20 protein-coding genes and 2 pseudogenes are annotated in these 23,512 nt (G+C 68.3%); 10 read left to right on the top strand and 12 right to left on the bottom strand.

The window, feature by feature from the left end; translation table 11 throughout:
* Positions 1-53: 53 nt before the first annotated feature.
* From yjfF to G5C60_RS19980, 6 genes are all read right to left on the bottom strand, one after another.
* Positions 54-1,082 (bottom strand): galactofuranose ABC transporter, permease protein YjfF, encoded by a 1,029-nt coding sequence (gene yjfF, locus G5C60_RS20005; protein WP_165261180.1) that lies wholly within the window; start codon positions 1,080-1,082, stop codon positions 54-56.
* Positions 1,082-2,194 (bottom strand): ABC transporter permease subunit, encoded by a 1,113-nt coding sequence (locus G5C60_RS20000; protein ID WP_165261178.1) that lies wholly within the window; start codon positions 2,192-2,194, stop codon positions 1,082-1,084. Before G5C60_RS20000 ends, yjfF begins: the two co-directional genes overlap by 1 nt.
* A complete protein-coding gene (locus tag G5C60_RS19995; protein ID WP_165261176.1) occupies positions 2,191-3,729 on the bottom strand; it encodes a sugar ABC transporter ATP-binding protein in 1,539 nt (512 codons plus the stop codon). The genes G5C60_RS20000 and G5C60_RS19995 overlap by 4 nt, the downstream gene beginning before the upstream one ends.
* 108 nt (positions 3,730-3,837) lie before the next feature.
* Positions 3,838-4,848, bottom strand: a complete 1,011-nt coding sequence (locus tag G5C60_RS19990; RefSeq protein ID WP_165261174.1) for an ABC transporter substrate-binding protein — start codon at positions 4,846-4,848, stop codon at positions 3,838-3,840.
* 158 nt (positions 4,849-5,006) lie between these two features.
* Positions 5,007-6,062, bottom strand: a complete 1,056-nt coding sequence (locus G5C60_RS19985) for a substrate-binding domain-containing protein (RefSeq protein WP_165261172.1) — start codon at positions 6,060-6,062, stop codon at positions 5,007-5,009.
* 236 nt (positions 6,063-6,298) lie between these two features.
* Positions 6,299-6,988 (bottom strand): SCO2400 family protein, encoded by a 690-nt coding sequence (locus G5C60_RS19980; RefSeq protein ID WP_206439744.1) that lies wholly within the window; start codon positions 6,986-6,988, stop codon positions 6,299-6,301.
* Between the two features lie 260 nt (positions 6,989-7,248).
* Between G5C60_RS19980 and G5C60_RS19975 the strand changes: the two genes are divergently transcribed.
* The 8 genes from G5C60_RS19975 (at position 7,249) to G5C60_RS19940 (ending at position 17,537) form a co-directional block, all read left to right on the top strand.
* Positions 7,249-8,406: an enolase C-terminal domain-like protein gene (locus tag G5C60_RS19975; protein ID WP_165261170.1), complete on the top strand. Its 1,158-nt coding sequence runs from the start codon at positions 7,249-7,251 to the stop codon at positions 8,404-8,406.
* On the top strand, positions 8,403-9,407 hold the full coding sequence (locus G5C60_RS19970) for an alcohol dehydrogenase catalytic domain-containing protein (RefSeq protein ID WP_165261168.1): 1,005 nt from the start codon (positions 8,403-8,405) through the stop codon (positions 9,405-9,407). Before G5C60_RS19975 ends, G5C60_RS19970 begins: the two co-directional genes overlap by 4 nt.
* Before the next feature lie 128 nt (positions 9,408-9,535).
* The gene (locus G5C60_RS19965) at positions 9,536-10,504 is read left to right on the top strand and encodes a hypothetical protein (RefSeq protein ID WP_165261166.1); all 969 of its coding nucleotides are present in this window, start codon (positions 9,536-9,538) and stop codon (positions 10,502-10,504) included.
* 99 nt (positions 10,505-10,603) lie between these two features.
* Complete coding sequence (chvE, locus tag G5C60_RS19960) at positions 10,604-11,716, top strand: multiple monosaccharide ABC transporter substrate-binding protein (protein WP_206439743.1); 1,113 nt, start codon at positions 10,604-10,606, stop codon at positions 11,714-11,716.
* Between the two features lie 32 nt (positions 11,717-11,748).
* Positions 11,749-13,299, top strand: a complete 1,551-nt coding sequence (gene mmsA, locus G5C60_RS19955; RefSeq protein WP_165261162.1) for a multiple monosaccharide ABC transporter ATP-binding protein — start codon at positions 11,749-11,751, stop codon at positions 13,297-13,299.
* Complete coding sequence (mmsB, locus tag G5C60_RS19950; protein WP_165261160.1) at positions 13,296-14,537, top strand: multiple monosaccharide ABC transporter permease; 1,242 nt, start codon at positions 13,296-13,298, stop codon at positions 14,535-14,537. The genes mmsA and mmsB overlap by 4 nt, the downstream gene beginning before the upstream one ends.
* Before the next feature lie 63 nt (positions 14,538-14,600).
* Positions 14,601-15,767 (top strand): aldose epimerase family protein, encoded by a 1,167-nt coding sequence (locus G5C60_RS19945; protein WP_165261220.1) that lies wholly within the window; start codon positions 14,601-14,603, stop codon positions 15,765-15,767.
* A 123-nt stretch (positions 15,768-15,890) separates the two neighbouring features.
* Positions 15,891-17,537 carry a pyridoxal phosphate-dependent aminotransferase gene (locus G5C60_RS19940; protein ID WP_165261158.1) on the top strand — a complete coding sequence of 549 codons (1,647 nt, stop codon included), beginning with the start codon at positions 15,891-15,893 and terminating at the stop codon, positions 17,535-17,537.
* Between the two features lie 186 nt (positions 17,538-17,723).
* Here the strand turns inward: G5C60_RS19940 and G5C60_RS19935 are convergent, their stop codons facing one another.
* Positions 17,724-18,650, bottom strand: a complete 927-nt coding sequence (locus G5C60_RS19935) for an arabinan endo-1,5-alpha-L-arabinosidase (protein WP_338145870.1) — start codon at positions 18,648-18,650, stop codon at positions 17,724-17,726.
* Between the two features lie 295 nt (positions 18,651-18,945).
* Positions 18,946-19,185: a hypothetical protein gene (locus G5C60_RS19930; RefSeq protein ID WP_165261154.1), complete on the bottom strand. Its 240-nt coding sequence runs from the start codon at positions 19,183-19,185 to the stop codon at positions 18,946-18,948.
* Positions 19,186-19,301: 116 nt separating this feature from the next.
* On the opposite strand from G5C60_RS19930, the gene G5C60_RS19925 reads away from it, so the two are divergent.
* A complete protein-coding gene (locus tag G5C60_RS19925; protein ID WP_165261152.1) occupies positions 19,302-20,207 on the top strand; it encodes a LysR family transcriptional regulator in 906 nt (301 codons plus the stop codon).
* A gap of 49 nt (positions 20,208-20,256) precedes the next feature.
* On the opposite strand, the gene G5C60_RS19920 is transcribed toward G5C60_RS19925, so the two are convergent.
* From G5C60_RS19920 to G5C60_RS19910, 3 genes and pseudogenes are all read right to left on the bottom strand, one after another.
* A complete protein-coding gene (locus G5C60_RS19920) occupies positions 20,257-20,988 on the bottom strand; it encodes a class I SAM-dependent methyltransferase (protein ID WP_165261218.1) in 732 nt (243 codons plus the stop codon).
* 61 nt (positions 20,989-21,049) lie between these two features.
* Positions 21,050-21,523, bottom strand: a complete 474-nt coding sequence (locus G5C60_RS19915; RefSeq protein WP_165261150.1) for a hypothetical protein — start codon at positions 21,521-21,523, stop codon at positions 21,050-21,052.
* A gap of 56 nt (positions 21,524-21,579) precedes the next feature.
* Positions 21,580-22,531 (bottom strand): annotated as a pseudogene (locus tag G5C60_RS19910) (aminoglycoside phosphotransferase family protein).
* Positions 22,532-22,617: 86 nt separating this feature from the next.
* On the opposite strand from G5C60_RS19910, the gene G5C60_RS19905 reads away from it, so the two are divergent.
* Complete coding sequence (locus G5C60_RS19905) at positions 22,618-23,304, top strand: class I SAM-dependent methyltransferase (RefSeq protein WP_165261148.1); 687 nt, start codon at positions 22,618-22,620, stop codon at positions 23,302-23,304.
* On the opposite strand, the pseudogene G5C60_RS19900 reads toward G5C60_RS19905, so the two are convergent.
* A pseudogene (locus G5C60_RS19900) lies at positions 23,301-23,512 on the bottom strand (hypothetical protein); the annotation flags it as partial. The gene G5C60_RS19905 and the pseudogene G5C60_RS19900 sit on opposite strands and share 4 nt — an antisense overlap.

Below are 23,512 nucleotides of genomic sequence, written 5' to 3'. Positions count from 1 at the left end.
ACGGGAAGTACGGTCCGGTCGGGTGCGTTCGCCGACCGGACCGTACTTCACGGTCAGGTCTTCTTCCGTGCCGTCATCGCCCGCTGGATCAGGATGAAGGCGCACAGCAGCACACCGGTGGCGATCTTCGTCCACCAGGAGCTGAGCGTGCCCTCGAACTGGATGATGCTCTTGATCAGGCCGAGGACCAGCACACCGAACAGGGTGCCGATCACATAGCCGGAGCCGCCCGTGAGCAGCGTGCCGCCGATGACGACGGCGGCGATCGCGTCGAGCTCCATGCCGGTGGCGTGCAGGGGGTCACCGGACTGGATGTAGAGCGTGAACAGCAGTCCGGCGAGCGCCGAGCAGAAGCCGCTGATCGTGTAGACGGCGATCTTCGTGCCGCCCTGCGGCAGACCCATCAGCAGGGCCGACTGCTCGTTGCCGCCGACGGCGTACACCCGGCGTCCGAAGCGCGTGTAGTGCAGGACGTAGAACGCCACGGCGAGGACGACCAGCGCGACGATCGCACCGATCGAGAGGAAGCCCATCCCCAGGTTCACCTGCGTCTGGGCCATGCTGCTCACCGAGGCGTCGCCGATGGAGATCGACTCCTTGCTGATGACCAGGCACAGGCCCCGGAAGAGGAAGAGGCCGGCGAGGGTCACGATGAAGGGCTGGATCTCGAAGTTGTGGATCACATAGCCCATCAGGAAACCGCCGAACGCCCCCACGGCCAGCGCCATGGGGATGACGAGCAGGATCGGCAGCCCCTGACGCTCCACCAGCCATGCCGTGAACATGGTCGTGAAGCCGATCACCGAGCCCACGGACAGGTCGATGCCGCCGGACAGGATGACGAAGGTGACACCGACGGCGGCGACCAGCAGATAGCCGTTGTCGATGAACAGGTTCATGAAGACCTGCGGTTCGGCGAACCCGTAGTTCTGGTACCGGCTCAGGCCGACGCCGTACATGACGAGGAACAGAGCCGCCGTCACCAGGACGGGCAGGCGCCGGTCGCCGAGCAGACGCGCGGCCTTGGACGGGGTACTGGTACGGCTGTCCGGGGCCGTGGGGCTCTTGGTGGTCGTGCTCATCACGACACCTCCATCTTGGGAGCGGCCTCGGTCGCGGCGGCGGGCTCCGCCGGGGCCGCGACCGGCTTGCCGGTGCCGCCCTTCGGGCCGAACCCGGCCCCGAACCTGGCGCCGAAGACCTTGGCGCGGAACTTCGGGGACTGCAGCAGGCAGACGACGATGACGACGGCGGCCTTGAAGACCAGGTTGGTCTGGGTCGGCACGCCGATGGTGTAGATCGTGGTGGTCAGGGTCTGGATGACCAGGGCGCCGATCACCGTGCCGCCGATGGAGAACCGGCCGCCCAGGAGCGAGGTGCCGCCGATCACCACGGCGAGGATCGCGTCGAGTTCGATCCACAGGCCGGCGTTGTTGCCGTCGGCGGCCGAGGTGTTGGAGCTGATCATCAGGCCCGCGATGCCCGCGCACAGCGCGCAGAACACGTACACCATGATCTTGATGCGCCGGGACCTGATGCCCACCAGACGACTGGCCTCGGCGTTGCCGCCGACCGACTCGACGAGCAGACCGAGCGCGGTGCGGCGGGTCAGCGCCACGGTGACGGCCACGACCACGGCCACCACGAAGATGGAGAAGGGCAGCGTCAGCCAGTAGCCGCCGCCGATCAGCTCGTACGGCTCGCTGTTGATGGTGATGATCTGGCCGTCGGTGACCAGCTGGGCGACACCGCGTCCGGCGACCATGATGATCAGCGTGGCGATGATCGGCTGGATGCCCATCCGGGCGACCAGGAAGCCGTTCCACAGACCGCAGACGACCGCGGCCAGCAGTCCGATGCCCATGGCCAGGAACACCCCGGACAGGGCGCTCTGGTCGGACTGGTCGCTGATGTACGAACAGGTCAGGGCCCCGGTGATGGCGACCACGGCGCCGACGGAGAGGTCGATGCCGCCGGTGGCGATGACCAGGGTCATGCCGACCGCCACCAGGATGAGGGGCGAGCCGAACAGCACGATCGAGACGAGGCTGCCGTGGAGGTGGCCGTTCGTCATCCCGACCGAGAGGAAGTCGGGGGTGAAGGGAACGTTGACGAGCAGCAGGACGACCAGAACCACGACCGGCCAGAACAGGTTGTGGCGCGTCAGCGCTCGCCATCGGGAAGTGGTGGTCACTGGTGCTCTCCGCTCGCGATGGTCTCCAGGATCCGGCTGGGAGTGATCTCGGGCCCGTTGGTGATCTGCGCCACCAGTCGGCGGTCGCGCAGCACTCCGATGGTGTGGCTGAGCCGGAGTACCTCCTCCAGCTCGGCCGCGATGTACAGCACGGACATGCCGTCCTCGGAGAGTGAGACGACGAGCTTCTGGATCTCCGCCTTCGCGCCGACGTCGATGCCGCGCGTCGGCTCGTCCAGGATCAGCAGCTTCGGCTGGGTGATCAGCCAGCGGGCGAGCAGGACCTTCTGCTGGTTGCCGCCGCTGAGCTGTCCCACCCTGGCCTCCGGGTTGGCGGGGCGGATGTCCAGCGCCTTGATGTACTTGGCGACGAGCTCGTCGCGCTGGGCGGCCGGGATGGGCCGGAGCCAGCCGCGCGCCGCCTGGAGGGCGAGGATGATGTTCTCGCGCACCGTCAGATCCGGTACGAGGCCCTCGGTCTTGCGGTTCTCCGAGCAGAACGCGACACCGGCGCCGATCGCGTCGTTCGGGGCGCTCATCGAGATCTGCTTGCCGCCTATGGACACCTTGCCGCTGTCCGGCTGGTCGGCGCCGAAGAGCAGCCGGGCGAGTTCGGTGCGGCCCGAGCCGAGCAGGCCGGCGAGTCCGACGACCTCGCCCTTCTTGATCTCCAGGTCGAAGGGGGCGATACCGCCCGTCCTGCCGAGGCCGTCCGCCTGGATCAGCGCCTCGCCGACCTCAGAGCGCAGCTGGTGCTCGTGGAGCCCCTCCAGCTGGTCCATGGCCTTGCCGATCATGAGCTGGATCAGTCCGACCTGGTCGAGTTCACTCACCATGTGCTCGCCGACGAGGCCGCCGTTGCGCAGAACGGTCATCCGGTCGCAGATCTCGTAGATCTGGTCGAGGAAGTGGGAGACGAACAGGATCGCGACGCCCTCGTCCCTCAACTGCCGCATCAGGCGGAACAGTTCGAGGACCTCGTCGCGGTCGAGGCTGGACGTCGGCTCGTCAAGGACCAGCACCTTGGTGCCCGACCCCTCGCCGTCGCTGTCACCGGTGCCCACCGACCGTACGATCGCGACCAGTTGCTGCACGGCCAGCGGGTACGAGGACAGGGGCGCGGTGACGTCGATGTCGAGGCCGAGCCGGTCCACCAGCTCCGCCGCCTCCTTGCGCATCCGCTTCCACTGGATGCGGCCCGCGCGGGTGGGTTCGCGCCCGATGAAGATGTTCTCCGCCACGGAGAGGTTGGGGCAGAGGTTGACCTCCTGGTAGACCGTGCTGATGCCGGCCTGCTGCGCCTGCAGCGGGCTGCCGAACAGCACGGACTTCCCGTCGAGGGTGATGGTGCCGCCGTCCAGGGAGTAGACCCCGGTCAGCACCTTGATGAGGGTGGACTTCCCCGCACCGTTCTCGCCCATCAGGGCGTGGATCTCGCCGGGGAAGAGCCGGAAGTCGACGCCCGACAGAGCCCGTACCCCCGGAAACTCTTTGACTATGCCCGTCATCTCCAGGACGGGCCGCGGCTCTGCCATGGCAGCGCTCCTCTTGGAATTCAAGAAATTCGTTCAGGCCCGCAGGGAGCCCCGGGACCGAGGGTGGTTCGGTCGTCCGCGGGCTCCCTGCCGGTGGGTGCGGGTCGGTCAGTACTTGCGGGTCGGGAGCGCGTCCTTGGCCTGGTCCTGCATGAAGTCGCTCTCCTTGGTCTTGATCCAGCGCTCGACCGTCTCGCCGTCCTTGACCTTCTGCACGACCTCCATCAGCTGGGGGCCGAGCAGCGGGTTGCACTCGACGATGGCGTTGATCTTGCCCTCGGACATCGCGACGAAGCCGTCCTTCACGCCGTCGACCGTGACGATCAGGATGTCCTTGCCGGGCTTCTTGCCGGCCGCCTCGATGGCCTGGATGGCGCCGATGCCCATGTCGTCGTTGTGCGCGAACAGCACGTCGATGTCCGGGTTGGACTGCAGGAAGGCCGCCATGACCTGCTTGCCGCCGGCGCGGGTGAAGTCACCGGTCTGGCTGACGACGATCTTCCAGTCGTCCTTGTGGTCGGCGTCCATGACCTCCTTGAAGCCCTTGGCACGCTCGATCGCAGGGGCGGCACCGGTGGTGCCCTCCAGCTGTGCGATCTTCACGGCACCCTTGTGGCCGGCCGTCTCGAGGACCTTCTCCAGGATCTTGGCCGCGCGCCGACCCTCGTCGGTGAAGTCGGAGCCGACGAGCGTGACGTACAGGGACTCGTCGGCGGTGTCGACGGAACGGTCGGTGAGGACCACGGGGATCTTCGCGGTCTTGGCCTCCTTGAGCACCGCGTCCCAGCCGGTGACGACCACCGGCGAGAAGGCGATGACGTCCACCTTCTGCGCGATGTAGCTGCGGATCGCCGAGATCTGGTTCTCCTGCTTCTGCTGGGCGTCGGAGAACTTGAGGGTGTAGCCCGCCTCCTTGGCGGACGCCTTCACCGAGTCGGTGTTGGCGCTGCGCCAGCCGCTCTCCGAACCGACCTGGGAGAAGCCGAGGGTGAGCTTCTTGCTGCCGCCGTCTCCGGAGGACGAGGTGGAGGAGCTGTCGTCCTCCTTGGCGCAGGCCGCCAGGCCGCCCGCAGCCGCCACGCCGACCGCCGCGGTGAGGAAGTTCCGTCTGTTGAGCATGTTCTTCTCCTTTGAAGACCGGCCCGGCGATGGACCGCCGTACTCGGTGGGACCGGCCGGCCGCACTACGTCCAGCCTGTCGATCATTGTTCGAAATGTCGGCCACACGGGTGCGTGAGGGGCGACTGGTTGGTGTCGTGTCAGCCGTATCGGCAGCGTCAGCCGCGTAAGTCGGGAACGCCCTCCGGTTGAGGGGCGTGCGGGAAGGTACTGGCGCGGACGACGAGTTGGGGTTCGATGGTGATCCGGGGCGGCCCGGAGGGGGCCCGGCCCTCGATGAGATCGAGGAGCAGGGCGATGCTGCGCTTGCCCACCGTCGAGAAGTCCTGCCGGACGGTGGTGAGCGGAGGGGCGAAGAACTCCGACTCCGGGATGTCGTCGAAGCCGACCACGGCGACGTCCTGGGGAGTCCGCACGCCCGCTTCACGCAGGGCCCGCAACACCCCCAGTGCCATCTGGTCGTTGGCGACGAAGACGGCGGTCAGCCCCCGGCCCACCCAGCCTGCCAGTTCCTGGCCGGCCCGGTAGCCCGACAGCGGACTCCAGTCTCCGCGCAGCGACATGGGCGGTTCGACACCCGCCGCTTCGAGGGTCGCCCGCCAGCCGGCGGCCCGGTCGGCCGCCTCCTGCCAGTCCTCGGGTCCGGCGAGATGCCAGACCGTGCGGTGGCCGGCAGCCAGCAGATGACCGGTGGCCAGCCGTGCTCCCGAGTGCTGGTCCACGCTGACGCTGTGGATGTCCGCACCAGAGCCGCTCCCCACGATGACCACGGGGAACGGACGGCGGAGTTCGGCCAGAGCGTCCACCGCCGACCGCTGCGGGGCGATGGCGACCACTCCCTCCACCCCGCCCTCGCTGAGGTGGTCGAGGGCCTCGGAGAGCGTCTCCACGGTCAGTTTGCGCAGACTGACCGTCGAGACGAGGTACCCCTCGGCACGTGCCGCCTCCTCGAGCGCGAACAACGTGCTGGCCGGCCCGTAGAGGGTGGTGTCGGAGGCGACCACACCCAGGGTCCGGGTGCGCCGGGTGGCCAGGGCCCGGGCCGAGGAGTTGCGGCGGTAGCCCATCTCCTCGATCGCACGGAGCACTCTGGCCCGTGTCTCGTCCCGCACATTGGGGTGATCCCCCAGCACGCGGGACACCGTCTGGTGGGACACCCCCGCCAGTCGTGCGACGTCCGCCATGGTGGGCGGCCGAAGCTGTGCATGTGCCACGGCCGCACCTCCTTTGGCGCTCGTCTGCCGATAAGTCCTGCGATGTGGGCGGGTGTTTACGCCCAGCCGGATTCACACCCGGCTCTGCGGCGGCCGGTCCCGGATTCCGGGGAGCCCCACGACGGAGGTCATTGTGAGCGCTAACAATCCATGCCGGTCAAGAGCGCGGTCAACGGGAAGGCGTCACGGTTGAATAACGCGGCGGCGCGTCCGGCCGAGTCGGAGGCGTCCGAGCTCTAGCCACACCACCACAGAAAGCGCGTGCACGTCTCGGTAGGGGTCGGGGACGGCGGTCGCGGGTCGGAGGTCGGGCGGGACGTCGGGGTGGCCGGGTCCGGTGACGTGGCGGGCGGGGCGGCCGGCGTGGTGGCCGAGGTCGCGGGATCCGGCGTCGTGGCCGACTCCGAGGGATCCTTGCGCTTGTCCCGGTCCTTCTTCGGTTTCCTGGACTCCGAGGCCGAGGCAGACGCCGACTCGTCCGGCGAAGCGCCCCCCGCGGTGGAACCCCGACGGGACTCCGGCGAAGCGTCCGCCGACGCCGTCGGCGAATGCGTCGAGGCGTCGTCCACGGCCGCCTCCGCGGGCTCCCCGGACGGGCCCTCCCGGCCGAGCTCCGCGAGACTCAGCCCGCCCGCCGCAAGCAGCAGCCCCGCGCCTATCAGCAGGGCCCGCCGACGACGGCGCCGGTGGAGCGCGGCCCGCCGGTCCCGTCGGCTCGCCCGCGCGCCGCGCCCACGGCCCCGGGCCTGGCGTCCACCCGCCTCGCCTTCGGCCTCTTCGTACTCGTCCTCACGTTCGTCCGCGTCCGCGGCGTCACGGTCGGACAACGAATCCGCGTACGCACGGCACGCTTCGGCCGACGTACCGCACCCGGGGCAGGCCAGGGCGCCATTGAGGTGCCGTTGGCACGGGTGGCAGTAGTCCATGACGCCGGAAGACTAAATTCCTCATAGGGCATGCTGATAGCCGCAGCCGTGAAGGTTGTGTAGGGACCTGGCCGCTCCGGTGTGTCGAGTCGACGACACTACGGATCATTTCCGGCCATCCCCACACCATCGCGTCCAAACCGTTATGCGTTCGACCCATTGACACTCCGACCGTCGCATACTTACTGTCACGATCAGCATTTCGAACGTGTGACGATATTTCGAACAAGCAAACCGAAGAGCGACAGGGAGCGACTGCCGTGCGCATCACGGGAATCAGCACGCACGTAGTAGGGACGCCGTGGCGCAACCTGACCTACGTACAGGTGCACACCGACGAGGGACTCACCGGCGTCGGCGAGACCCGCATGCTGGGCCACACCGACGCCCTGCTCGGCTATCTGCACGAGGCAGAGGCCAACCACATTCTCGGGTCGGACCCCTTCGCTGTCGAGGACCTGGTCCGCCGGATGAAATACGGCGACTACGGGCGCGCCGGCGAGATCGTGATGTCCGGCATCGCGGTGATCGAGATGGCCTGCTGGGACATCAAGGGCAAGGCTCTCGGCGTCCCCGTCTGGCAGCTGCTCGGCGGCAAGGTGACCGACAAGGTCAAGGCGTACGCCAACGGCTGGTACACCACGGAGCGCACCCCGGAGGCGTACCACAAGGCCGCGCAGGAGGTCGTCGCGCGCGGCTACAAGGCCCTCAAGATCGACCCCTTCGGCACCGGCCAGTTCGAGCTCGACCACGAGGCGACCCTCTACTCCGTCTCCCTCATCGAGGCCGTACGGGACGCCATCGGGCCCGACGCCGAGCTGATGCTGGAAATGCATGGCCGGTTCTCGCCCTCGACCGCCGTCCGCCTCGCCCGCGAGCTCGCCCCCTTCAAGCCCGCCTGGCTGGAGGAGCCGGTGCCGCCGGAGAACCTCAAGGCTCTGGAGAAGGTGGCCGCGAAGGTCGACATCCCGGTGGCGACCGGTGAGCGCATTCACGATCGCATCGAGTTCCGTGAGCTCTTCGAGAGCCAGGCCGTGGACATCATCCAGCCCGACGTCGGTCACATCGGCGGCATCTGGGAGACCAGGAAGCTGGCCGCCACCGCCGAGACCCACTACATGCTCGTCGCGCCGCACAACGTGGGCGGTCCCGTCCTGACCGCCGCCTCCCTCCAGGTCGGTTTCTCCTCCCCGAACTTCAAGATCCTGGAGCACTTCAACGACTTCGCGGACGCGGAGATCAAGAAGGTCGTCAAGGGCGCGCCCCAGGTCGTCGACGGGTACTTCCACCTCTCCGAAGAGCCGGGCCTCGGTGTCGAGCTGGACACGGACGCGGCGGCCGAGTTCCCTCAGCAGCAGGCCCGCTTCGACCTGTGGGCGGACGGCTGGGAGCAGCGCAAGCCCAAGGCGGCCAAGTGAGCACCGCGGTCGTCATCGAGGCGCCGGGTGAGCACCGGCTCGTCCCGCACGAGCCCGCCGCTCCGGCCGCCGGGGAGGCCCTCGTACGGGTCCATGCGAGCGGTATTTGCGGCAGCGACCGCGAGGTGTACCAGGGCAACAGGCCGGAGGGCTACGTCCGCTACCCGCTCACACCGGGCCACGAGTGGTCCGGGACGGTCGAGGCGGTGGGCTCCGGGGTCCCGGCGTCCCTCGTCGGTCGCAAGGTGGTGGGCGAGGGCTTCCGGAACTGCCAGGTGTGCGACCGCTGCCACGCGGGCGAGACGACGTTGTGCTCGGCCGGCTACGAGGAGACGGGCTTCACCCAGCCCGGCGCCATGGCCACCACGCTGACGCTCCCCGCCCGGCTGCTCCACGTCCTGCCGGACGACGCCGACCTGACGGCGGCGGCCCTGCTCGAGCCGGCCGCCTGTATCGCCGCCGCCGCGCTCAAGGCGAACGCGGTGCCCGGCGAGCGGGTCGCCGTCGTGGGCACGGGGACGCTCGGGATGTTCGCCGTTCAGTTCCTGAAGGCGGGCTCCCCGGCCGAACTGCTCGTGGTCGGCACCCGCCCGGACCGTGCGACCCTCTCCAAGGACTTCGGCGCCACGGACTTCCGCACCAAGGACCAGGAGCTCCCCGACGACTTCGACGTCGTGATCGAGACCGCCGGTTCCGCGGACGCGGCGCGCACCGCCGCCGCGCTGCTCAGACGCGGCGGACGCCTGGTCCTCACCGGTATTCCGGCTCCGGGCGCCGATGGACTCGACCCCACCGACCTCGTCGTACGGCAGCTCGAGGTGCACACCGTGTTCGGGGCGCCGCCGGAGGCCTGGGCCCACACGGTGCGAGTGTTCGGCGCCGGTCTGCTGAACCCGCTGCCCCTGGTCACGCACGAGCTGCCGCTGGAGGAGTTCGAGCACGCCATCGAGCTGGTCGGCTCCGGAGACCCCAAGGTCGGCAAGGTCCTGATCCGGCCGTAGTACCAGCACCACCGGGCGCCCGCGCCCCCTCGAGCCGTACGCCGGTACGGAGACCCTGACACTGCGTACCGGCGTACATCCACCGTCACGGACCACGTCCGAAATACCGCACAAGAAGAAGGTTAGTTGTGACCGACGCCTCCGCCGCAGCAGCCCGTCGACCCGGTGAGCCGTCGCTCGCCGCGCTCGGGCTGAGCGCTCCCGCCCTCTCCCCCGCCGACGCCTCACCGCACGCCTTCCCCGAAGGCGGCCGGTGGCGCACCGAGATTCCCTCGTGTGAGGGGCCGGAGGCACTGGCCGTGGTCCTCAAGGAGTCCTCGCGGCTGGATGTGCCGATCCACCGGATCAGCCAGGGCAGCGGTGTCTGGATGCTGACCGACGCCGAGATCACCGAGATGGTCGAGGCCACCAACGAGCGCGACATCGAGCTGTGCCTGTTCACGGGCCCGCGCGGAACCTGGGACATCGGCGGCTCGACCCGTACGGACTCCCGAGGCGGCGGACTGAGAGCCCGGGGCCATGACGCGGTCGCCGGCTGCGTCGAGGACGCCGTACGGGCCACGGAACTGGGCGTGAAGTGCCTGCTGGTCGCCGACGAGGGCGTGCTGTGGACCCTGCACCGCGCGCGTGAGGCCGGGATCATCCCCGCCGACACGACCCTCAAGGTCTCCGCACTGGTCGGCCCCGTCAACCCGGCCGCGTACGCCGTGTACGAGCAGCTCGGCGGCGACTCCATCAACGTCCCCAGCGATCTGACCCTCGACCACCTCACGGAGATCCGCCGGGTCAGCGCCGCACCCATGGACATGTACATCGAGGCGCCCGACGACCTCGGCGGTTACGTGCGCATGTACGAGGTCGCCGAGCTGATCAGACGCGGCGCACCGATCTACCTGAAGTTCGGCCTGTCCAAGGCCCCCGGGATCTACCCGTACGGCACCCATATGCGGGACCTGACCCTGAGTACAGCCAAGGAGCGGGTGCGGCGCGGCCGGCTCGCTCTTGACCTGCTCGCCCGGCACGGAGCGGACGCAGACATGGCGCCGCTGGGCTCCCGTATGCCCGGGAAACTGAACCGGTTTGAAATTCCCTCATAACGTTCCGGATAAACCCTCTTCACAAAAGCTCACGCAGCCGCACACAATCCGACAGCCTCCTCAGACCGGGCGCTCCCTCACACATCAAGGATGATGATCATGCGTAACCGCAGAAGTGCACTCGCCGTCATAGCCGCGGCCTCCTCCCTGGCCCTCACCCTCTCGGCCTGCGGCCAGAGCGGCGAAGGCGGCAGCGAGGAGAACAAGGGAGACGCCAAGGGCTCGACGGTCGGCATCGCGATGCCGACCAAGTCCTCGGAGCGCTGGATCGCCGATGGCGCCAACGTTGTCCAGCACCTCAAGGACAAGGGCTTCAAGACGAAGCTCGTCTACGGCGAGGACGACCCCGACCAGCAGGTCTCGCAGATCGAGAACCTGATCACGCAGGGTGTCAGCGCACTGATCATCGCGGCCATCGACAACAAGTCGCTGGACAACGTCCTCCAGCAGGCCAAGGACGCCGACATCCCGGTGATCTCCTACGACCGCCTCATCCTCAACAGCCCGAACGTGGACTACTACGCCTCGTTCGACAACGAGAAGGTCGGCGAGCTCCAGGGCGGGTACATCGCCGAGAAGCTCGGTCTGGCGGACGGCTCCAAGAAGGGCCCGTTCAACATCGAGCTCTTCGCCGGCTCCAACGACGACAACAACACCCGCTACTTCTTCCAGGGCGCGATGAAGGTCCTGCAGCCCTACATCGACAAGAAGCAGCTCGTCGTCAAGTCGGGTCAGACCAAGCTCAACCAGGTCACCACGCTGCGCTGGGACGGCGGCCAGGCGCAGAAGCGCATGGAAGAACTCCTGACCTCGGCGTACAGGAGCGGCCGGGTCGACGCGATCCTCTCGCCCTACGACGGCATCTCGATCGGCATCCTGTCGGCGCTGAAGTCGGACGACTACGGCTCCAAGAACAAGCCGCTGCCGGTCGTCACCGGACAGGACGCCGAGGTCGCCTCGCTGAAGTCGATCAAGGCGGGCGAGCAGACGGCGACCGTCTTCAAGGACACCCGCGAGCTCGCCAAGGTGGCGGCCAGCATGGTCGACTCCGTGCTCAACGACAAGAAGCCTGAGACCAACGACACCAAGACGTACGACAACGGCGCGAAGGTCGTGCCCGCGTTCCTCCTGGAGCCGGTGAGCGTCGACAAGACCAACTTCCAGAAGGTCGTCGTCGACTCCGGCTACGTCAAGGCCAGCGACGTCAACTGAACCGCCGCACCCTAGGATTGGAAGGCACGACCATGGCGGGACCCGTCCTGGAAATGCGCTCGATCGTCAAGACCTTTCCCGGCGTCAAGGCGCTGTCGGACGTCACACTGACCGTCCAGCAGGGCGAGGTCCACGCCATCTGCGGGGAGAACGGCGCCGGTAAGTCGACCCTCATGAAGGTCCTCTCCGGCGTCCACCCGCACGGCAGTTACGAAGGGGACATCCTCTTCGAAGGTGAGCTCTGCACCTTCAAGGACATCCGGGCGAGCGAGCAGCACGGCATTGTGATCATCCACCAGGAGCTTGCCCTGGTGCCGTATCTCTCCATCGCGGAGAACATCTTCCTCGGCAACGAGCACGCGACGCGCGGGATCATCAGCTGGACCGAGACGCTGAAGCACGCCACCGAGCTGCTGCGGCGGGTCGGTCTCAGCGACCACCCCGACACCCGCGTCGCCGACATCGGCGTGGGCAAGCAGCAGCTCGTGGAGATCGCGAAGGCGCTGTCGAAGAAGGTGAAGCTGCTCATCCTCGACGAGCCGACCGCGGCTCTGAACGACGAGGACAGCGGCAAACTCCTGGATCTCATCCTGGAGTTGAAGAACCAGGGCATCACCTCGATCATCATCTCCCACAAGCTCAACGAGATCCGCAAGGTCGCGGACTCGGTGACGATCCTGCGCGACGGGCGGTCCATCGAGACGCTCGACGTGAAGGCTCCGGAGACCAGCGAGGACCGGATCATCAGCGGGATGGTCGGCCGCGACCTCGAACACCGCTTCCCGGAGCGCACCCCGCACGAGGCGGAGGTGGGTGCGGCACCGGCCCTGGAGATCCGCAACTGGACCGTGCACCACCCGATCGACCAGCAGCGCAAGGTGGTCGACGATGTGTCGCTCAGCGTGCGCCGCGGGGAGATCGTCGGCATCGCGGGGCTGATGGGCGCCGGCCGCACCGAGCTCGCGATGAGCGTCTTCGGGCGTACGTACGGCCGGTACGCGGGCGGTTCGGTCTTCAAGGACGGCAAGGAGATCCGGACCAAGACCGTGCCCGAGGCGGTCAAGCACGGGATCGCGTACGTCACCGAGGACCGCAAGCACTACGGCCTCAACCTCATCGACACCATCGGCCGCAACATCTCCCTCAGCGCGCTGGGGAAGGTCTCCAAGCGCGGCGTCGTCGACGAGCACGAGGAGCGCCAGGTCGCCGAGGACTTCCGCAAGTCCATGAACATCAAGGCGCCGACGGTCTTCGAGCAGGTGGGCCGGCTGTCGGGCGGCAACCAGCAGAAGGTCGTCCTCAGCAAGTGGATCTTCGCGGGTCCCGATGTGCTGCTCCTGGACGAGCCGACCCGCGGCATCGACGTGGGTGCCAAGTTCGAGATCTACACGGTGATCGACCAGCTGGCCGCCGACGGCAAGGCGGTCGTCTTCATCTCCTCCGAGCTGCCGGAACTGCTCGGTATGTGCGACCGCATCTACACGATGGCCGCGGGGCGGCTGACCGGTGAGTTCCCGCGTGCGGAGGCCACGCAGGAAGTGCTGATGCGCCAGATGACGAAGGACAAAGAGGTAACCCGATGAGCACCGATGTGACCGCCAAGACCCCGGCACCCGCGCCGCCGGGCAAGGATGCCGCCGTGGGTGGCGGCCTGCTCCAGCTGATGCTGGACGGCATGCGCCGCAACATGCGGCAGTACGGCATGCTGATCGCCCTCGGGCTGATCGTGGCGCTGTTCGCGGTGTGGACCGACGGTGACCTGCTCCTGCCGCGCAACGTCTCCAACCTGGTGCTGCAGAACAGCTACATCCTGATCCTCGCGATCGGCATGATGCTGGTCATCATCGCGGGCCATATCGACCTGTCGGTCGGATCGCTCACCGCGTTCGTCGGCTCGATAGCCGCGGTGATGATGGTCAAGAACGACCTGCCGTGGCCACTCGCCGTGGTGCTGTGCCTGCTCCTGGGCGCCGCCGCGGGAGCGATGCAGGGCTTCTTCATCGCGTATCTGGGAATTCCATCGTTCATCGTCACCTTGGCGGGCATGCTGCTCTTCCGCGGTCTGACGGAGATCTTCCTGGAGGGGCAGACCCTCGGCCCGTTCCCGCAGGGGCTGCAGAAGGTCGCGAACGGCTTCCTGCCCGAGGTCGGCCCGAACACCAACTATCACAACCTCACCCTGCTGCTCGGCTTCGCCCTGATCGCCTTCGTGATCTACCAGGAGCTGCGTGACCGCAAGCGGCAGCAGGAGTTCTCCCTCGACGTGCCGCCCGTGAAGCTGTTCCTGCTCAAGCTCGTCGCGCTGGTCTCCGCCGTACTCGTGGTGACGATGCTGCTCGCCAGCTACAAGGGCGCCCCGGTGGTCCTGCTGATCCTCGGTGTGCTGGTCGTCGGCTTCGGCTACATCATGCGCAACGCGATCGTCGGCCGGCACATCTACGCGATCGGCGGCAACCTGCCCGCGGCCAAGCTGTCGGGTGTGAAGGACAAGAAGGTCACCTTCCTGGTCTTCCTGAACATGGGCATGATGGCGGCCCTGGCGGGTCTCGTCTTCGCGGCCCGCTTCAACGCGGCCTCGCCCAAGGCCGGCCTCAACTTCGAACTCGAGGCGATCGCCGCCTCGTTCATCGGCGGCGCGTCGATGAGCGGCGGCGTCGGCACGGTCCTCGGCGCCATCATCGGCGGCCTGGTCCTGGGCGTGCTGAACAACGGTATGAACCTCGTCGGCGTCGGCACCGACTGGCAGCAGGTCATCAAGGGCCTGGTGCTCCTGGCGGCGGTCGGCTTCGATGTGTGGAACAAGCGCAAGGTTGGTTCGTAACTCCAGTCGTACGGGGGCCCGCTCGGGCCCCCGTACTTACTTGAGGAGCCGTAACACATGGGAATGGGAACAAGCAGGCGAACAGTCTTAGCAGCAGCCGCGGCAACGGGACTTGCCGCGGCTTCGGCCGGTACGGCACACGCAACGGCCGGTACGGCACACCCGACGGGAGGCAGAAAGCCCGTGAAGGAGCTATTCGGCAAGCTGGCCGACGGCACCAGAGTCCACCGCTGGTCGCTGGAGAACGGCGGCACCCGGTTGAAGGTCCTGTCGTACGGCGGGATCGTGCAGTCCCTGGAGATCCCCGACCGGCGCGGCCGGTACGCGAACGTGTCCCTCGGCTTCGACAACATCGAGGACTACGTCGCCTCCAGCCCGTACTTCGGCGCGCTGATCGGCCGGTACGGAAACCGCATCGACAAAGGCAAGTTCACACTGGACGGCAAGGCGTACCAGGTGGACGTCAACGACGGCGAGAACAGCCTGCACGGCGGCGCCAAGGGCTTCGACAAGCGCGTCTGGGACGTGGAGGCCTTCACCTCCGGCTCGGACGTCGGCCTGGTCCTGCACTACACCAGCGTCGACGGCGAGATGGGCTATCCCGGCACGCTGAGGACAAAGGTCACGTACACCCTGACCAGGCACGGCGACTGGCGCATCGACTACGAGGCCACCACCGACAAGGCGACGGTCGTCAACCTCACCAGCCACGTGTACTGGAACCTCGCGGGCGAGGGCAGCGGCTCGGTCTACGACCACGAGCTGCAGCTCGCAGCGTCCCGCTACACGCCCGTCGACAAGGGCCTGATCCCCACTGGTGAACTGGCCCCGGTCGCGGGCACGCCGTTCGACTTCCGCCGCACTAAGTCCGTCGGCGAGGACATCCGCGAGGCGCACCAGCAGCTCCTGTACGGCCAGGGCTTCGACCACAACTGGGTGCTGGACAAGGGCATCACGGCGAAGCCCGAGCCGATCGCGAAGCTGCGGGACCCGTCCTCCGGCCGGACGCTGAAGATCGCGACGTCCGAGCCGGGAGTGCAGTTCTACTCCGGGAACTTCCTCGACGGGACGCTCGTCGGCACCGGCGGTCACATCTACCGCCAGGGCGACGCGCTGTGCCTGGAGACCCAGCACTTCCCGGACTCGCCGAACCAGCCGAAGTTCCCGTCGACCACGCTTCGGCCTGGTCAGACGTACCGCTCGACGACTGTCCACTCCTTCGGCCGCTGAAACCTGATGGGAAGCTTCAATCTCCTCAGCTTTCCCGTGAGTTGAACACGGACACATCTCCGTTCGTATGTAGGGGCGGCCCGCATCACGCCCGCGCGGGCCGCCCCCACGGACGGAGGGTCCATGGCCGACAACGTCACCTCGCTGTTCCGCACCGGCGCGCACAGCCCGTCAATGGCAGCGCTGGCACGAGAGAGCGGGGAGTCGGGTCCGCTGGACTTCTGCATCCCCTGCAATCCGTACTTCCCCACTCCCGCGATGTTCGAGGAGCTGACGCACCGGCTGCGGGACATCATCACGTTCTATCCGAGCAGCGCCGACACCATCACCGGTGAGCTGTGCAATCTGCTCCAACTGCCCCCGCAGTGCGTCGCGATGGGCAACGGGTCCACCGAACTCATCACCTGGATCGACCACCTGCTGGTCCGTGAGTCCCTCGCCATCCCCGTCCCCACCTTCGGCCGCTGGACCGACCAGCCGATGGAGACCGGCAAGCGCGTCGACATGTTCCCGCTCCAGGAGAGCAACGGCTTCGCCCTCGACCCGGCGCAGTACATCCAGTTCATCCGCTCCCGGGGCAGCCGGGTCGCCGTCATCTGCAACCCGAACAACCCCGACGGCGGCTTTCTGCCCCGCCAGACGATCAACGCCTTCTGCGACGCGCTCGCCGATCTGGATCTGATCATCATCGACGAGTCGTTCCTGGAGTTCGCCGACGCGGAGGCCGAGCCGAGCGTCGTCGAGGACGCGGTGATGCGGCCCAACGTGATCGTGCTGCGCAGCCTCGGCAAGAACTTCGGGCTGCACGGCGTGCGCTTCGGCTATCTCGTGGCCAACCCGAGCCTGGCGGGCAGGATCCGCTCCATGCTGCCCAAGTGGAACCTCAACTCCTTCGCGGAGACGGTGGTGTTCATGCTCCGGGACCACGGCGCCGAGTACATGGAGAGCCTGCACCAGGTCCGCCGCGACCGCCTCGACATGTCCCGCCAGCTCTCCCAACTGCCCGGTCTGACGGTGTATCCGTCGCAGGGCAACTTCCTCTTCGTGCGCCTCCCCGTGGGCGCCGAGGGCACCGTGGTCCGGGATCGGCTGCTCACCGAGCACCGGATCCTGGTCCGCGAGTGCGGCAACAAGATCGGCTCGTCCAGTCGCTTCCTGCGGCTCGTGGTCCGGCCCCAGGTGGATGTGCGTCGCCTGGTGTCCGGCCTGGAGTCGGTGCTCTACGGGTCCAGGAGGGGAGCCGCCGTACCCGAGTCGGGTGGAGGGAACAACACCTACAGCTCGGGTACGGCGGCCGTGGACCGACTGGTCAGCTCCACGAACGGCGGGGGTATGCCGGGGCTGGCCGCCGCTGCCCAGTCCCACCAGCAGCAGCAGCAACCGGGGCTCGCTCCCGCGGCCCAGCACCAGCAGCAACCGCAGCTGGCACCTGTGGCCCAGCACCAGCAACAACAGGGCCTGACCGCCGTGGCCCAGCACCAGCAGCAACAGGGTCTGACCGCCGTGGACCAGGGCCAGCAACGCCAGCAGCAACCCTTGACCGCCGCCATGGCCCGAGGCATGACGGAACCGCCCGGCCCCGGGGCCCCCGAGCAGCCGCCCTGGCTGACCCCGCTGTCCGCTCAGGCGCAGCAGCAGCAACAGGCCGGTCTCACCCCTGTTCCGCAGCCCGGCCCGCAGCCGATGCCGCAGCCCACCCGGTGGCCTGCGGCCGCCGTCGCTCGTGGTGCCGCCTGGCCGGAGGCGGCCGCAAACAACCGGGTCGGCTGACCAGCCGGAAGCCGGACCGGTTGCCCGGGGGCCTCGCTCTTCCCGCGACGAGGCCTCCGCCGGCCGGGAGGATCGGGCCGCGTTCGAGTCGGCCCAGGACCTTCGCCAGCAGGTCCCACATCCTCCCGGCCACGGCTCCCGCCGTGGTGGGGCGTGCTCAGGCGGGCAGGAGGGCCGCCAGCAGGGTCAGTAGGCGACGGGCCATCCGCTGCTCCAGTTCAGAAGGTTGATGCCGAGCTTCGGGGTGCCGTTGTCCTGGCCGTCGTAGTAGTGGTAGACGATCAGGTCGCCGTCCGCGTCGTTCATGATCGACTGCCCGCCGGGGCCGATGTACCGGCCGTGCGACTCCAGCACGGGCGTACCGCCGTTGTTCATCATGGCGACGCCGTTCTTGTCGAGGTACGGCCCGGTGACGCTGGTGGCCCGGCCGACCTTGACCTTGTACGTGGAGCTGGTTCCGGCGCAGCAGGTGTCGTACGAGGCGAACAGGTAGTAGTAGCCGTTGCGCTTGACGATGTAGGGCGCTTCGACGGCCTTGGTGCCGGTCGGGCGGGAGGCGAGGGGGTACCGGGTGGTGTTGGAGCTCAGCTGCTTCCCGGTGGACGGGTTGATCTGGATCATCTTGATCCCGGTCCACCAACTGCCGAAGGACAGCCACCACTTGCCGTCGTCGTTCACGAAGAGGTTCGGGTCGATGGCGTTGTAGTCGTTCGACGAGCTCGACGTGTGGACGATGCCCTGGTCGGTCCAGCTGCCCGGCCGGGCGGTCGTCGAAGTCGCAAGGCCGATCGCCGAGTTCTGCGAGCCGAACGACGAGACCGAGTAGTACATCAGGTACTTGCCGCCGTGGTACGAGATGTCGGGCGCCCAGGCCTCCGGCACGGAGGAGTAGTTCCGCCACCAGCCCGGCCTGCTGCCGAAGGCGTCGCCGCCGGCACTGAAGGCGATGCGGTCGCCGGAGGTCTTGGAGGAGATGCCTCCGCCGGTGGCGTACAGCTGGTACTGACCCGACGAGGTGCGGATCATCGTCGGGTCGTGGGTGACGATGTCGCCGGTGACGCGGCCCGGGTTCGGGTACGCGGACGCCGTGCTCGGGACGAGCGCGAGCAGGATCGCCGCGGGGACGGCGAGAAGGGCGGTTCTGCGAGCGGTTCTGCGGGTGGTTCTGCGGGCGGCTCTGCGGCTGCTTCTGCCGCTGCTTCTGCGGGAGGTGCGGCTCACGCGGATCCTCCTACGAGTGGGGGACGTTCTGCGGGGATCGCTCTACGGGCGTTCGAAATCCTGAACGCTGATCACAACTTCGAACGGGACCGTAGAATCGAACCCCTTGCGCGTCAACGGTTCGCGCAGCAACTCCCGCCACACAGGTCGTCGAACCGCGTTCGACACCTCACTGAACTCATTCAACTCACCTGTCGCACAGGTCCCTTGATGCCACGGCGGGGTCGGCGGGCCGACTGCGTGAGACCACGCGCAGGCCGGTGGCGTCCACGACGCGCACCTGGAGCGAACCGCAGCCGCAGCGGGTCCACACCGTGACGCCCGCCGCGGTGGTGTGCCGGGACACCACCCGGAAGGGCTCGGCGTGGTCCGGCCATCCGCAGTGCGGGCAGGCGCCGCCGGTCCTGCGGTCGGCTGTGCTGGCCATCTCGCACTCCTTCGGTGGAACGGTTGGGCTGACCGTCGCGACACAGCCAGGGTGGACCCAGGCCTTTGTGTACGTCCAGGTTGACTTGCTGGACCTCACCGTGAAGCGTGGACTTCATGATTGACCTACGCCGACTGCACGTCCTGAGAGCGGTCGACCACTACGGAACGGTCACCGCAGCCGCACGCGCCCTGCACTTCACTCCCTCCGCCGCCTCGCAGCAGATCCGGCAGCTGGCCCGTGACCTGGGCGTCGACCTGCTGGAACCACAGGGCCGTGGCGTACGACTCACTCCGGCGGCCCGGAGCCTGCTCACACACGCCGACGCGATCCAGGCCCGTTGGGAGCGCGCGGAGCTCGACCTGCGGGCCGACCACAGCGAGCCCGCCGGGCTGCTACGGGTGAGCGGCTTTCCGGTGGCCATCTCGATCCTGCTCGCCCCGATGGCCGCGCGTCTGCGTGAACGCCACCCGCGCCTCGCCATCCAGATCCAGGAGCTGGAGGTACCGGCGAGCTTCGACCTGCTCTTCGAGGGCGAGATCGACTTGGCGGTCGTCGAGGCGACCCCCCGTAACCCGCCGCTCAGTGACACCCGCTTCGACCAACAGCCGCTCCTGGACGACCCGTTCGACCTGGTCGTCCCGAAGGGGCACCGCCTGGCCGGGCGAGACCGCGTCGACCTCACGCAAGCCGCGCACGAGCCCTGGATCGCCCCGGTCCCGGACAGCCCCTGCCGCCCCCACGTCCTCTCGGCCTGCGGCGCGGCCGGCTTCACCCCCGACATCGTCCACCACGCCCTGGACTGGAACGTCACGGCCCACCTGGTGGCCCACGGCCTGGGCGTGGCCCTGATCCCCCGCCTCGCCCACCTCACCCCGCACCTGCCGATCACCCGCGTACGCTGCTCCGGCGACCCGCACCGCAAACTCCTCACCTGCACCCGAGCCTCCGGCCACGACCGCCCGGCGGTGGCGGCAGCACTGCGCGAACTACGCGAACTGGCGCCTACGGCGGTGGCCTGAGCCGCAGGCAGTCCCACACGGACGCACCTACGTGCTCACGCTGTGGGGATCAGTCCTCGCGGCGTAGCGCGACGAAGACGAACTCCCGGCCTGGCCGGTCAGGCGCATCGCGCACGTCCTCCACGACGTACCCCTGCGCGGCCAACTCGGCCTCGACCTCCTCCCGTTCACGGAATCGAAGCGTCGAGTCCGACGTCAGCACCTGCCCGTCCGCAGCGAAGACATATGTCCCGCGGAACGTCACCAGCGGCCCGCTGACATCGATCAGGTCCAGCCATGTCTCGACCGCGCCGACGCCCGGAATCTCCGTAACGCCGTACGTGGCCTCCCGGTTCCACTCCTCCCAGGCGCGCTTCGCGGGATCCCGGGTCTCGAACACGAAACGCCCGCCCGGCCGCAGCGTGTCGTGGACCCCTCGCAAGGTCTCCTGCCAGACCCGCGGGTCGACGACGGCCTGGGCAGCGTTCCCGGTCATGGTCGCGAGGTCGACTTGCAGCGGCGGAAGCGCTGTTGCATCGCCATGGATCCAGCGCACCCGGTCGCCGCCCGGCTTGGCCCGGGCCACATCGAGGGACGCGGCGGCAGGATCAACACCGACAACCTCGATCCCGCGCTCGGCCAGCCGAAGCGCGAACACGCCAGTCCCACAACCGACATCCAGCACTCGACGCGCCCCGAACTCCTCGACTGCACGCACGTACGCATCGAGATCACGGCGATCGGAATCGACCGCGTCGTAGATCGGGGCCAGCCGCGGATGTCCGAACAACTCGTCAGCCATGCGGCCGAACGTATCCGAGACGACACTCAACTGCCGCTCCTTTTTCGGCAGCCGACGGGGGTCAGCGCGGGTCGGGGTCTGCCTCCGTGAGCTGGGATGCCAGCCGCTCTATTGCCGACCGGATGCCCTGGCCGTAGTCGTCATCCTTGAGCGCGTCGAGGTGTTGCTGGGCTTCCGTCAGGTGTACGCGGGCCTGCGCCTCGTCAGCGAGCTTGTGGTAGTCCGCCGCGAGGTTGAGGTGCAGGGACGGGGAGAACCCGCGTATCGCCAAGGACGCGTCGTGCTGCTTGGCCCGGTCGTCGGTCACGGAACCCGCTGCTTCCAGGGCACGCAGATCCCATACGAGCTCGTCCCGCGGGTCCTCTTGCAGATCGGCCAGGTAGTGGGCGAGGACGCATCGGTGGAAGGGATCGCCGTCTAAGGCGATCTCCTCCCAGATCTCGGTGAACCGCTGCCGGGCGCCTTCGGTGTCACCTGCGTGTTGCAGCCCCATGGCTTCCTCGATGCGCTTCATCGTCTTGTCCTCGGCGGTCACGGGAGTCTCCTCTTGCTGGTCGGTTGCGCGAGGAAGCCTAGGGCCGACCACTGACATCAGCGGGCCCCGCGCCGACGTCCGGTCTCCGTGAGCAACTCCGCCAGGCCGTCCACGAATTCGGTGAGCCGGTCCAGTCGTGATCCGCTGCGGGCGACACGGAATCCGTGGCGGCGGCCGTGGAACGCGGCCTGGACGGCGTGGAACTGGGCCCAGCGCCGGACGCGTTCGCGATCGAGCTCCGCGGCCCTCGGCGAACACGTCCAGCGCACGGCGGACCGCCTTGCGCAGGTCGTCGGCTTCGAGGAGCTTCAGGGCGCGCGCCTTGAGCAGCGTGCCGCCGTCGTAGGCCGGGTCTCCCGCGTATCCCTTCGGGTCAACGGCCAGCCAGGGTTCGCGGTCGGCGCGCAAGATGTTGCGGGCGTGCAGGTCGCCGTGGATGACGGTGTCGGGTTGGGCGCGTCCCAGCTCGCGGACGGTCGCCACGGCGGAGTCCAGCACCTGACACGGCAGGGCGTGCGGCAACTCCTCGGCGTCCCTGCGCAGTTGCTCCTCCCAGGCGTCGGCCCGCTCGCGCAGCCGGGGCAGCCCGGGTGGTGCGGGGACGGCAAGGCGGCGGTTGAGCCGCCCCGCCACCGTCACCACCTCGTCGTCATCCTCCACCTCGGCCAGAGTCGACGTCCGGGCCCGCTCCAGCAGCATCGCGAACCGCTCGTCGTCACGCTCGTACAGCCGGACGGCGCCGCGCCCGCCCCACACCGTGAACGCGTCCGGCTCGTGGACATTGCCGGGATGCGGAAACGACACCTTCAGCACAGCGGCACGCTCGCCCCGCCACCACACCGGGACGATGACCCCGACCCCGCCATGCATGACGTCACCGTCGGGCACACACTCCCAGCGCCCCAGCAACTCGCCCACGATCCAGGGCAGTTCGGCAAGCCACGCCGCTCCGGGCTCTCCTTCTCGCTCGACGGTGCTCCGTACGAACGCCTCTGGTACCCGGATCACCCGAGCACACTACGCCAGCGGCAGACCACCCCTCACTGCTCAGCAAGTTCACTGGGTGGTGGGAACCGTGGCTGGGACAATGACCCATGACGACTTCTCACCTGGTCTCCGCGACCGAGTTGGAACGATCATCCGTGGTCGCCAACAACGCGATGAACCGCGAGCGCGGTCTGGCCGGTGTGAACAGCTACGCCCGTGAGCTCGGTTTCGACCCCCTCGCGTACCTGGCAGAGCGCGCCGCCGCCCCGTCGTGGCTCGATCTGTGCTGCGGCGAGGGACGCGCCCTGCACCAGGCCGCGTCCGCTCTGCCTGCCGCGGTACTCACCGGCGTCGACCTGGTGGGGCCGCTCGCCCCCGTGCCGACACCGCCCACGTTGGAACGGGTCACCGCCTCTGTCTCGCACTGGGCGCCGAAACGGACGTACGACCTGATCACTTGTGTGCACGGCCTGCACTACGTCGGTGACCAGCTCGGCCTGCTCGCCAGGGCCGCCTCCTGGCTGACTCCCGACGGCCTGCTGCTCGCCCACTTCGACCCCGACTCGATCCGCTGGGCCGACGGTTCACCTGCCGGGCGGGCTGCCGTGACAGCGCTGCGCACAGCCGGCTTCCGCTACAGCGCCCGCCACCATCGCCTCACGCTCCAGGGGGCGCGCAGCATAAGGCTCCCATTCCACTACCTGGGAGCCGACCCGGCCGCCGGCCCGAACTACACGGGCCAGCCTGCGGTCGCGTCCCATTACGGCCCCGCCGGGGTGGCAGCCTCCGACTAGGTCGCAATGCGGTCGACGAGGATGGCGCGGGCCCGCTCGATGGCCGCGTCGAAGGGAACGTCGTGCTGGTCCGCCCACGCCCGGTAGGAGGCCATGTGCGCGATGACCGGCTCGGGGTCGTGGACCGTGATGGTGCCGGGCCTGGTAGTCGTACCCGTACGCCCCAGCAGGCCACCCCTCACTGCCCCGCCAGCCCCGTATGCGCCAC

Source organism: Streptomyces scabichelini (assembly GCF_011045015.1).
In the GTDB taxonomy this organism is placed as follows: Bacteria; Actinomycetota; Actinomycetes; order Streptomycetales; family Streptomycetaceae; genus Streptomyces; species Streptomyces scabichelini.
The sequence above is the reverse complement of the archived record's forward strand: the minus strand, read 5'-3'. Positions and strand labels throughout refer to the sequence as shown.